General features: G+C 31.2%; 8 protein-coding genes. All 8 read left to right on the forward strand.

What is annotated here, in order from left to right:
• The first annotated feature begins 7 nt into the window (after positions 1–7).
• Genes I7804_RS08840 through I7804_RS08875 form a run of 8 tightly spaced genes read left to right on the forward strand, consistent with a single transcriptional unit; the run spans position 8 to position 12,613 of the window.
• Positions 8–1,183: a hypothetical protein gene (locus I7804_RS08840; RefSeq protein WP_248402975.1), complete on the forward strand. Its 1,176-nt coding sequence runs from the start codon at positions 8–10 to the stop codon at positions 1,181–1,183.
• Complete coding sequence (locus tag I7804_RS08845) at positions 1,183–1,752, forward strand: hypothetical protein (RefSeq protein WP_248402978.1); 570 nt, start codon at positions 1,183–1,185, stop codon at positions 1,750–1,752. Before I7804_RS08840 ends, I7804_RS08845 begins: the two co-directional genes overlap by 1 nt.
• Positions 1,745–2,527, forward strand: a complete 783-nt coding sequence (locus tag I7804_RS08850; protein WP_248402980.1) for a hypothetical protein — start codon at positions 1,745–1,747, stop codon at positions 2,525–2,527. The genes I7804_RS08845 and I7804_RS08850 overlap by 8 nt, the downstream gene beginning before the upstream one ends.
• 30 nt (positions 2,528–2,557) lie before the next feature.
• A complete protein-coding gene (locus I7804_RS08855) occupies positions 2,558–5,617 on the forward strand; it encodes an SNF2-related protein (RefSeq protein ID WP_248402982.1) in 3,060 nt (1,019 codons plus the stop codon).
• A gap of 1 nt (position 5,618) precedes the next feature.
• Complete coding sequence (locus I7804_RS08860) at positions 5,619–8,096, forward strand: helicase-related protein (RefSeq protein ID WP_248402984.1); 2,478 nt, start codon at positions 5,619–5,621, stop codon at positions 8,094–8,096.
• Complete coding sequence (locus I7804_RS08865) at positions 8,090–8,875, forward strand: hypothetical protein (protein ID WP_248402986.1); 786 nt, start codon at positions 8,090–8,092, stop codon at positions 8,873–8,875. Before I7804_RS08860 ends, I7804_RS08865 begins: the two co-directional genes overlap by 7 nt.
• Position 8,876: 1 nt before the next feature.
• A complete protein-coding gene (locus tag I7804_RS08870) occupies positions 8,877–11,945 on the forward strand; it encodes a hypothetical protein (protein WP_248402988.1) in 3,069 nt (1,022 codons plus the stop codon).
• An 8-nt stretch (positions 11,946–11,953) separates the two neighbouring features.
• Complete coding sequence (locus I7804_RS08875; protein WP_248402989.1) at positions 11,954–12,613, forward strand: hypothetical protein; 660 nt, start codon at positions 11,954–11,956, stop codon at positions 12,611–12,613.
• Positions 12,614–12,637 lie beyond the last annotated feature (24 nt).

Here is a 12,637-nt window from a genome sequence, read left to right on the forward strand (position 1 = left end):
CCTAAGCTTGTCAAAAAAGGATGTGGACTATAAAAAGCACTTTAATGATACTATGCATTTTATAAGTAATGCTACAGAGGATAATTCGTTAATTAGCGAAAAAGAGCGAGAACTTATTGACATGTTGCTTGAATGTTTGAGCTTTTCTGAAGATTCTGATGTACATGGATCAGCGAATGACTTAAAAAATGCATTACAGTTTTATCTTGCAGCCAAAAGAAAAATGAGTGGCAGTGATTGGATTGTTCGAGGTTTTGATCAATTGGATGGAGCTCCTTTCCTTTGCGAAAGATCACGTAGAATGTATGAATTTTCATTAGTGTCTATGAAAAACATGACTTCTAATGGAAAAGATATGATTCCATGGCCGCTTGATGAAGAAATGCTAAATAGTTGTCAAGGTACGAGTATTTATTTTGAGCAGTTAAAAAATATAGTGGATACCAAAAAAGATTATTTACTGTTTTATCTGTTTTATGGAGCTTTCTTTTCAAAGGCTGGTATTACTTTTAGTTATGTTCAAGATGAGGATGGGATAAAGCAAAGACCTTTTTTTGTAGTGGATATGATAAAGCCGGTTAAACCTTTGAAAAGAGCTGTTTCTATTGATCCTAATCCATTAGAAAATATTGAGTACAAAGTAAAAACTGATGGTCGGATAATTGATGTAAGCTTTGATAAGCGAGACGAGAAACTTTATTCCATATGTGCATATAAGTTTTTTCTTTCAAAAGTTATAGGAAAAGATGTTTATTATGTTGATGAATATCATATTAAGTACTTTATTGAAAATGAAGCATGTGCATGGATTAGTGAGAAATGCGGATATAGTAAAAAGAATATCGATAAAGAATTCATAAAATTAAAGGAATACCTTGTATACTGGTTTCCATTCCTTGATGAAGCAGATATTTTTGATATTAGGAGATTTGTTGAAGAAAAATTTTATACATCAAGACCTCAGAATGATTACTTACAAAGAAAAAGAGATTTTTTGATAGCAAAGTGGGAAGATAAAGGTGTAAATTATATGAATTTCAATTCTGCAACCCAGGAAGATATAAAAGCTTATATAAATGGTAATTATTTGGAGAGCAAGAATGTACCGCATAAGAAGATATGTCAGGAATGTAATTTTAATTCTGTTTGTATGAAATATTATTATGACAAGGTGACAGATTAATGAAGTTGTTAACGGTTGCAATAGAAAAAAAGGAAAAAAAAGAATTTATATGGGGAATTGACTCAAAGACAAAACAGTTTTTTTACGTTGAAATGTGTGATGTCATAAAAGAAAAAATGAAGTCAATTGGAGATTATTTGATTTTTAAAGAAAGAGTGATTAAAGGTACTCATGAACTACAGATAATAAAGCTTTTAGAGATTGAATCGAACGCTAGAGTGAATTTGATTAATACGTTAAATTGTATGGCAACATATCCAGCATGTTTGAGAGATCATTTTGTTAAAAATAACGTAATTAAAATTCGTGAGATTCATGCTTTGGAAAGATTAGGTGAAGCAGTTGCCGCTAAAATTGAAATCTGCGGAATAGAAGGAATATATAATGCAATAATCAATGATTCAAAGTGGGTGAATTTTTGGAATGATAGTTCAAGTAGCGAAATAAATGAAAAAAAAATAGTAGATGCTATTAACTCGATGAAAAATATTTACATGATTCTTGATTTTGATCAGACTTTTTTTGGTAATGAACTAATTTTTAGTGGAATGGTAGTTGAGTATGGCTAAGACATATTTACATATCGATAAAGAAGGCTATAGTATTTCTGAAGATTCAAAAAACTCATCAATGAGTTATAAAGATTATTTATATAAAAAGATACTAGTTGTGCTGGTAGATGGATTAGTTACGGATGGCTTTCTTAATGTATATGATGTTGATTCATTTTGGGATAGCTTATCAGAATATAGGTTTGAGCTTTTTGAAAATGGCATCGATAACGGAATAAATAATGAGGAACTAGAAAGTAAACTAAATAATGTATCAGATATTATTGAGTCTAAAGAAAACAATGTCAATGAAGTGTTGTTAGGCGGCATTGAAGAAAGAATTATCAAAGTATTAGATACAGAAATATTACCAGTTATTATGGCAAGAGTTAATAATAAAGACATTCAGTTGAATGTAGACGATGGCTTTGGGATTATTAAGCGGTTATTTTTAGATTTATTGAAAGAGTATGGATATAAAGTAGATATTACTCGAATAGGAAGTAATAAAGACTTAAGTAGGATACAAGTGGAATACGAAGATGAGATTATAATTGATTTAAATGATGGTCAAGGTATGCACATGGGTAAGTGCAATATAGCAAGTGATATAGAACCGTATATTGTATTTAAAGTAATAACAAATGATGTAGAGTATGTAAATGTGTTTTTTCCATTCTTTGGTTATAGTGATGCCATTGAAGTTAGGATAGAGCATAAAGACGGGAATTATTTATTGATTGTTAAGCATGACAAAACAGGGTTATGCGTAACAAAAAAAATAGGGGGTTAATAGATAACGATGTTTTCGTTAGGAATGTATGTGAAATTTAGAGCAGAAAACTCTAATGGTGAAGAAAAAACAATACTGGGTCAGATAGAGAAAGAGCTTTCTGACGTTGCAATAGTCCTTTGTTATGAAAAACATAATAGCGCGATGATGATGAAGAGAACCAGGATTAATCTTAAGGAGCTAACTAGAGCAAGGATCAAAAATGGTTCAATCTGTTTGGTTGAGGGAAAATCTGTCAGAATACTGGAAAAGTCAAAAAAAATGACAAAGACAGGTCTTCATGGGTATTATTGTGAGTTTTTTGGTACTAATAAAGTTCGACTTGTAAGTGAGGCTAAGCTAATAGCAGATTATGAGAGCGCTGCAGTTACAACTGTTGATTTATTGAAACAAGATAAGATTACAAATTACACGTTGTGGAGATCCAGAGAAAATATAAGTGATTATTATATTAATTCTTCACTTGTTATGGAAGGCTTTGATATAGCTATAAATAGCAAAATAGAAATGTATGAACATCAGCTGGAAACTGTGCGTGGTATTGTGGCTAACAAACCATATAGGGCAATGCTATCAGATGAGGTTGGATTAGGAAAGTCTATAGAAGCGCTAGTGGTTTTAAAGTATGCTATTAGAAATGGTTTTGTTAATAGAGCTATAATTGTTGTTCCAAGCCAGCTTGTACAACAGTGGAGACTAGAAGCTACTAGTAAATTTTCTTTAGACGCTCAAGTGTTTATATACCACTCTTATGTCGTTCAGAAGAAGATTCCTCAAGTACTGATTATTGGATTTGATGATTATAAGAAATATGCAGCAGATTATTTTGAATACGCTAAGTGGGATTTTGCGATTGTTGATGAAGCTCATAAAGTAATTAGAGATAATAAGCTTTATGCAAGTATAATGAAGATAAGTAAGGCTACAGAAAACTACCTTATGCTTAGTGCTACTCCAATTTTGCAGAGGACAGAGGAGTATTATAATCTTTTACGCCTATTATTCCCTCATCACTATACATCGATTGGAATTAATAAATTTAATAATGTAATGAAAATCAGAGAGAAGATAATAGATGATGTCAATTATCTAGCTGAGAATTTAAGATATTATAAAGAATATGCTCTTTATGAAGATTATTTGACAAGATTAAATGGAATAAATGAAGTTGTAAATGATGATTATTTAAAAGAATTATTGGAGCGGATGAGTGAGCAAGAAGATGATTCTTATAATATAGCATATATTGCAGTTAATTATCTGTCTGCTACATATGAGATAGATTCAAAATTTATAAGACATAGAAGACAATCTGTTTTAGATCCAACTACAAAAAGAATTCTTTATGAAGCAATTCCAATTGATTCAGGCGCATTTGACTTTGGACTTAATGAGCGTGATTTGAAAGATCAAGTCATAGCTGAGCTTGATGAGAGCATATCAAATGAAATTGTTAATATAGATAAAGCTATTCAAATTTGTAATGCTTTGTTTAGCTCTATTGGTGCCTTGTTCGGCGTTATAACTCGTAATAAATTAGAAAAGTGCTTTCCAAACACATTACAGGCCATTAGTAGAAGTGCAGATAAAGAAAACTTTAGAATGGCGAATTTAAGACTTAATACAATAATACCAGTATTAAAGAAACTTATTGAAACTGGCGATAAAATAATTATTTTTACAGATTACTATGAGACTGTTAGCCTGATATATAACAGACTAGTAAAGGAATTTGGAGATAATAAAGTAGCAAAGTTTTCAAGTGAATTAAGTCCAGCTGGAATGCAGATAGCAGTTAATAAATTTAAACATGACAAAGCATGTCAAATTTTGGTATGTGATAAATCCGGAGGTGAAGGAAGAAACTTTCAATTTGCAGAATACATAATTCATTATGATATGCCATGGTCTCCAGCTGATTTGGAGCAAAGAATCGGTAGATTGGATAGAATAGGCAGAAAGCATAATCATAATGTTAAGAATATCGTTTTTTATGAACCGGATACAGTAGAAGAAGATTTGTTTAATCTTTATAATAACTCACTTAATATTTTCGAAGAGTCATTATGTGGAATAGAAATAGTATTTGAAGATATGAATTCAGCAATTAAGGATCATCTAAAAAAAGGGGTTAAGATAGGATTTGAAAATTTATCTGAAACCTTATGTGATTTAAAAAAGATTGCAGAAGATCAGATTAGTTATGAAAATTTGTCTATTATGTTGCAACATTCAGATGATTCATACAAGAATATAGAAGACGAATTAATGAAGCATTTTGATGAGAGTTCCACGTTAAAGTATCAAGATGCAATTGCGTCATGGATAGAAGCACAAGAAATTGGGGATTGCAAGCTAAGCTCAAATCCTTATAGAGGAGCGAAGATACATATTTATGAAAGTTCAAAGCACAACGACTGCAAAGTCGAAGGGACTTTCTTTGTTAAAGATGCACTAGAATATGAGGATGTGGATTTTTTAACCTGTCAGCACCCTATTGTTAGAGAATTATCTGAAGAGGTTATTGATAGTAATGATGGAAGGTTTTCAGCTGTAAAAGTTAATGATTCAGATGTAGAATGGAAGGGACTTATTCTTTCATGGAATCTAGATCTTGATATTCCGGATTACTTTTCTGGCGAGTGGGATAAAGATCTCTTACCCTTAACAAATGAATTTATCACAAATAATAGAATTAAGATTGTTTATCCTATGAATGATTCAAAATACATGATGTATGAAGATATCATTAATAGTGTGGATAACGGACTGCTAAATAAAACTTGTGAAGATATTTCACGAAGCGAAATTGAAGATATATTAGATTATTCAGACCTAGAAGAAGATGTAAAAATCGCAATTAAAGAGACAAAATCGAAGTATTCAGAAATAGAAAAAAGTACTTTCGCACAAGCACTTCTTGAAAAGAAAATTGAAGATCTGGAGTTTAAGTGTCAATTAAACAATCAGATGAAAGTATCAAATACTTATGATGAAAAAAAACTCGAGTTATACAAGGCGCTCAGGAAAGCTATGAATGCAGCTAATGGCGTTTTGGATAGCATCTTATTTGTGTGCTTAGAGAAATAATATGAAAATAATAGAGATAGTAGAAAAATATATTGAAAAGCAAAAAACAGCTCAAGAGAGCATTAAGTTGCTGAATGATATGTGTTGTGCTAATAAGTCTTTAATATCACCTGCTGTTAGGTTTATAAAGTGCATAGAATCAAATGCATTATATGATTCTGTTAGCCATTTGAGACAAATTTTGCTTTATGAAAAGTCTAATATACGTATATCAGAATCTTATTATGAATATCTAAAAAATCATTCTGAGAGTTTAGATTTATATTTTGATGATTCAAATAATATAGTTGCTGTTAAGCCTTGGTCTTTAACTGATAATGATGATTTGAAATATTCATATTCATTTGAACGAAAACGAAATGCTTTGGGATCATACCCTGATGGAGATTTGTTAAATTATTTCGGGTACGATTCATATATAAGCATTCAGCAAAAGCTAATGATTCATTCATTGAAAAAGATGAATCCAGGTGATTGTTTATTGGCTTGCCTTCCTACGGGAAATGGAAAGAGTTTGCTTTGGCAATATGCAGTGGCCAGTGGAAAGTTTACAGGATTAACTGTTGTAATAGTTCCAACAGTTGCACTTATTTCAGATCATATAAAGAGTGATAATAAAATATTTGCACGTCTTCCATGGATATCATCTATTTTTTACTCTGCTAAGAGAAATGAAAAATCAGAAACATACATGGATGAATTATGCGAACAAATAAAAAATGCTAAGCAGACAATTCTATATATATCACCAGAAAGTTTAACAAATTATAAAATTGTTAATGCACTAAACTATTCAGCAGCCCATGGTAACTTATCTGCAATCGTCGTTGATGAGGCACATTTAATTGTAGATTGGGGAATGAACTTCAGACCAGAATTTCAGTTTATTCCAGCTCTTTGCGAGAAGTATAATAATTATGAGTCAAAGATTTATACGATATTAACTTCGGCAACCATTACGGAAAGTGATTCAGATACTTTGAGGAGTATCTTTAAATCTGGTGAGTTCATTGAGTATCGAGGGGAGTCACTTAGACCAGAAATTTCCTATTACTCTAGCTATTGTATTAGCGAAAAAGATAGAATGTACAAAATTAAAAAGTTAGTGAAATCTGTTCCAAAGCCAGCGATTATTTATACGGGAACAAAGAAGCAGAGTGATGAATATCTAGAGCTTATAAAGAGTATGGGTATTACTAGAGTGAAACAGTTTACCGGAGATACCTCGGATAATGAACGTGATCAACTTATTGAATTGTGGAGAAATGATGAAATAGATATTATGGTTGCAACATCTGCTTTTGGAATGGGAGTAGATAAGGCTGATGTTAGAACTGTAATTACAGCTTACATGCCTGATAGTATAAGTAGGTTTTATCAAGAAGTCGGGAGAAGTGGAAGAGATGGATATTCATCTTTAAGTTTCACGTTATTTTGTCCTATTATTGACAAAGGATATGTTTCTGATATTACGGATAAGAGATTGCTAAAAACAGGAAGTATTATTGATCGGTGGAATGATATTAAGGCATATGCTGTCATAGGAGATGAACCAAATTTTTATAAGATTGATTCAAGTGTTACACCAGAACATTTGAAGTATTCAAAGACTGGACAGAAAAATAGTGGATGGAATCAGAATGTTTTGCTCTTTCTTATCAGATGTGGTTTTTTAGACATTGTTGATGTTAAACGTTCGTTTACTAGTGGTTATAAGTCATATGTGATTACTGTTAGACAGAAGAAATTTTTTACTTCAAGAGATAATGAGGCATTTGAACAATTAGTTGAAGAGCAAAGAGAAAAAGAAAGGAAATCAATATTAGAGGCGAGAGAAGCAGTTGAGAAAATGCTATCAAAGAATAATGAAGATTGCTTTTCTTATTATTTTCAGCAGGAATTTCCATATACAGATGGAGGATGTAATGGGTGTCCGGTTTGTAGAAAAAATGAGTATTCTAACTGGTTTCCAGAAGGAAGAATTAGCCTAATTTATAATGGGCAATTTAAAGCTTCAAGAAAATATTCTTTTAAAAATAATTGTTCTATGTATATGAAGTTGCATAGTCGAGGAATGCTTTTTTACGAGCGCAGCATGAGTAGTAATGATCATGATTTGCTTGTGGAACATTTAATCGCTTCTGGAGCAGATATTATTGTAAGTGAGCACTTTACCAATGAATTGAAGAATAAAATTACAAATTATATGTCCAATGAATATCTCTTGCTAACTTTTGATGAGTTTGTAAATACGCCCAGACAGTATATAGTCGGTACCATAACGTTGTTTCTAGATACTGGCAAAGAGGCTAAGATGTTGAAGCAAATAGAAAAGCTTTGTAATGATATTGATGGCTTGAACATAGTTTATGTTTGCGAAAAAGATTTTTATTATGAAAAGGAAGAACACTTTCTAAGAGATATAGTAGAATATGCTATTCCTATTACAACCATATTATTGGAGGATGTTGTATGTTAATGCCTGATTCATTAAGACAGGAATATATGCCAATGATGGTATATTATCTATGTAAAGCAGTTGATTCAACTGTATGTAATGAAGATGATTTAAAAGGAAAGATGACAGCTTTTCAAGATGATAAAAATAGTTCAGATGAATTTAATAAAGTATTTAAGTTTTCTGAAAATGTTTTTATCAAAAAAGATGAAAAAACGGGAGAAATATCAAGTGTTTTTAGCAGTGAGGAATTAAAGGATTATAAGTCATTTTCGAAATCTTTGTTAACAAAATTAGAATTAAAACGCTCTAACAAGTTTAGTCAAATGCTTGAGTGGCTCATTGGTTCTGAAAATCGTAAATTAGATAAGTATACAAGGGCTGAAGATTTTGTTCCAGCTATGGGTATAGATGGTATAGACCATAATACGGTTCATGGTTTTTTGTTTTGGTGTGAGATGTTAGGGATAATATCCTTTAATGGTTATAGGTCAGGAAGAGTATCGTATGCTCTGGATAGTATTTTATATGATTATCTAGAAGACCATGAAGAACTCAAGCAGGAAGGATATATTCCGGCAAAGTTGTTTTTCGATAAAATGGCAAGTGAATTATTCTTTATTAAAATTTGTATTCATGAAAACAATGTTTCATATCCATTATCACAGGCTATTAGAATACTTGAACAAGCCAAGATGATAAAAATAGAAACTATGAAAGATATAGGAGATGTTTGGCATTTAAGTAAGTCAAACATATTACTTAAAGGAAATAATTTTACAAATATAAAGGTGTGCTGAAATGACAAAAATATCAGAAGAGAGAATCAATAAAGTAATTAATACAACAGCAACAGAGTGTAGTGAAGCGGATTTTATGCTTACGCATATGCCGTTTAATTCGTTAGTTGATTATATTAAACCTATTGAAGGTAGTACACAGCACCTTTTTATTGAAGATAATCTTTATGACAATGCAACTGTATTTACCGAAGATGATCTTCTTGATGATATGATAGCAAATGCTAATAATCATCAGTTTATTATGATACAAGGTAAAAATGGGTGTGGAAAATCACATTTAGTAAGATGGCTATATTATCAATTTAGAAAGAATAATGATGAAAATATAGAAAAAAGCATCTTTATTCCGCGTTCTAAAAACACCCTTAAGGCAACAATTAGAACTATTCTTGATGCTAATATTCTACCAGAAGATAGAACTAAATATTATCTCGACAAAATTAGTGCTGGTACTACAGAAATGTCAGATGTGGAGTTTAGGGATACGGTCTATTCAACTCTTAAGGTGCGAGTTAAGAATTATGAGGGAGATAATATTGATAAGATACTAAAAGAAAAACTGTATCATTATTTGTCTGATCCTGTTGTAGAACAGACTATCTTTATGTGCGAAGATGGGCCAATAGATAAGTTGTGTAACAAAATAACTGGAAAAATAGTTCTACGTGATGGAGAAGATATATTTGAGGATGATGCTATTATGTTCTCTCCTTCCGATATAGCTAAGCATTTGCAGTCTTCAAATCATAAGGCAGACAGGGAAACACTTGAGTTAGCTAAACTTTTAGCTACAAATAAAAAAGAGTGTTTGAAGGTAACACAATATTTAAATTCACTTGTTGAGATAGTTATAAAAAGAACGTTGAATTTTTCTGGAAGCGATTTACGAGATGTTTTTGACGAAATCAGAACTGAGTTAAAAAAACGCGGTCAAAAATTGTCTCTTTTTATTGAAGATATTAATATTTTTACAGGAATTGATAGTGAAATCATAGAAGTATTAATCAATAAGCATACCGATGTTGGCAATGATAATCTATGTCGTATTCTTTCGGTAATTGGATCAACAGATGCCTTTTTTGATCGTTTTCATACAAGTTTACAAGAGAGATTGACTAGGAATGTTGTTATTCTAGAGAAATCATTGCTGAAAAAAGATGAGTGGATTATTGAATTCGCAGCTAAGTATATTAATGCTATTAATTTATCTTCAGATGATAGCGATAAGTGGTATACAAAAAAGGGTGGAGATATACCAGTTTGGGAATGTGCATATGATTTTGCAGATGTGATGGTTAATGGAAAGAAAATGTCTGTATTTCCATTTAATAGGAATGCTCTATTGAATATGTACAGACTACTTCCAGATAGTTCAAAGTCACCTAGATGTTTTTTGAAAGATGTAATTAAGCATGTTGAATTAAAGTGGCTAAGTTTTGGACCTAAGATTATTAGCGAAGAGCGTAATTTTCATAATGCAAGTATAGTTACTTTGGGAAGAATGGAAGAAAAGGATGAAGTACTAAATGAAAATTTTGATCCTATAAGCGAACAAAAGGAAAGAGAAATTTTAATTAAAATTTGGGGGAATGGAACTTTTTCTCGTGGCGCAAATGGCGAGATAGGCGATGTTCCGCCGACACTTTTTGAATTTTTTGGATTACATCTTGGAGCTTCAGCTACATCAGTTTTTGTTTCGGCAGATGATAATAAAGAAAACGATAACATTAATGCCATAGGTAAGGCAGAAGAGAATGCATCTATTGAGCATAATCAAAAAGAAATAGAAGTCCAAAAGAAAAAATCTAGACAAGAAGAAAAATTAGAAGACGATATAAGCCAAATTAAGCGCTGGTATGATGATCCTGCTGTAAAATTGAAAATCATAAGAGAACCTAAAGAGTATATTTGTAAATATATTCTTGAAAACATTAATTGGGAGCATGAGGGACTGAGTTACAACTTAGTATCAAAAGTTTTAAACGCAAGAAATATCTATATTGAAGGGCAGAATGTTTCAGGTAATGGCATAATTAAGATTGATAGAAATCTTGAATCGTACCAGTTATTAAGGGCATTGTATAACTATAATTTTTATAAAGGATGGGATTATGAAAATGGTGACGAACAGTTTGTTAGCGCCAAAGCATGGTTAATTAACCACCGAAACGAATTGGTAAGCATAATCAAAAAAGAAATTGCTGGAGAACAGGATATCGATTACATTGTAGTGAAATCAGCAATGGTATATTTACTTGTAAAAGGGAAAATAAGCTCATTTGATAAAAAGAATGTAATAAAGGCTCTGTTTTCTTTAAATAGAAAGAGCAAAAGCTTTGCTTTAAAAAGTGATAAATGGTCTTCTATTGATTCTAGGATGGATGATAATAGTGATGTAATAATGGATTTACTCAATATACGTTTTAGAACTTATATAGGTAGTAGTAATGAAAGCAGTTACTTTTATATTGATGAGACTAGATTGTCCTCTGTTGTTGAAAAGGTGTTAGAAGAGGGGATTATTTCGGATTTTGTAATAAAGGGAGTATTACCTAATGATGCTTTGATAGTAGAGGCTCTAAAACTATTAAGTGTCTTTGCGGAATCCAAAGATGACATAATGAATGAAGAGCTGGAGGTTGCCAAAAATTCAAAGAGAAAACTAGAGCAATGGCTTGGAAATGACATCGATGAAAAAATAGTAAATAAAACCAATATGGAAATGTTACGTTACCTGAAGTTCATAAGAAATGATTGTAATTTGCCTTATGAAGATGTTTCACTAAAGGTAATTTATGATGACTCATTTTCTATGGAGCTATTGAATTTAGTTCGTTCTCTTAACAAGATATCAAGAACGAAGAGTTGCGATGATGTATTTTTGTTATTAGCAAAATTAAATACTGAGACCTTGAAAAAATATGTGTGTGCTTTTGAGGCTTTTGAAAAATTGATATCAGAAAAAAATAGTATATTTACTTCAAATATTGATAGATCATTAGATCAAAAAGCAACCAGAATCAAAGAAGGGATAAAAGCTAGCCTAGATAGTGTTAGTAATATGTGAGGTAAGTTATGTTAATAGAGGATATTTCTTATTCTATAAAACAGGGAAACAAGTATTTGAGTTCAAAGGTTGCTAAAAATAATGTTAGTGACCTTGAAAAGATTCAGATGGACTTGTCTCCTATTATCGTAGATATTATAAAATTGTACGCCCAAAGAAAAGTGTATGAGAAGCTCGAAGATTTAGAAGAGGAAAATATTAAATCAATTAGGGGATATTTGAATTCTATAAGAAAAGATATAGAGCTAGATAATACAGAAGATATTCTAAATAATATGAGCTTTCTGAAAACTAGAATCACAGAAGAAAAAAATTATCTTACAAAAATATGGCGTACTTATAAAAATGACCGTATTAATTCTTATGCGAAACTTATCAATGCGTTAGCAAATATTATAGATAATGGCGAAGTTCTTGATGAATTAGGGAAACTTAAAAGTGATATAGATAAAGTAGACGTAGGAAACGATAAAGAAATTGATATGATTTCAGACTATATAAAAAAAAGCAAAGAGTTGATAAAGTCACTTTCGCTCGATGAGGATACGGAGAAGTTTGTAATAAGTATTACGGATGGAGAAGATATTAGCCTGGCAGATGTGAAAAATTCTACTATGAATTGGCTTGAAGATCATAGATTATTGACTAAAATAAAGCTTGTTTTGTAGATATCAATTGACACGAACACCCTA

The sequence above is a fragment of the Butyrivibrio fibrisolvens genome (assembly GCF_023206215.1).
Lineage (GTDB): Bacteria > Bacillota > Clostridia > Lachnospirales > Lachnospiraceae > Butyrivibrio > Butyrivibrio fibrisolvens_C.

Excerpts from the sequence above, each read along its gene's own strand:
- I7804_RS08875 (WP_248402989.1), top strand. The coding sequence starts at position 11,954 with ATGTTAATAGAGGATATTTCTTATTCTATAAAACAGGGAAACAAGTAT.
- I7804_RS08860 (WP_248402984.1), top strand. The coding sequence starts at position 5,619 with ATGAAAATAATAGAGATAGTAGAAAAATATATTGAAAAGCAAAAAACA.
- I7804_RS08845 (WP_248402978.1), top strand. The coding sequence starts at position 1,183 with ATGAAGTTGTTAACGGTTGCAATAGAAAAAAAGGAAAAAAAAGAATTT.
- I7804_RS08850 (WP_248402980.1), top strand. The coding sequence starts at position 1,745 with ATGGCTAAGACATATTTACATATCGATAAAGAAGGCTATAGTATTTCT.
- I7804_RS08865 (WP_248402986.1), top strand. The coding sequence starts at position 8,090 with ATGTTAATGCCTGATTCATTAAGACAGGAATATATGCCAATGATGGTA.
- I7804_RS08870 (WP_248402988.1), top strand. The coding sequence starts at position 8,877 with ATGACAAAAATATCAGAAGAGAGAATCAATAAAGTAATTAATACAACA.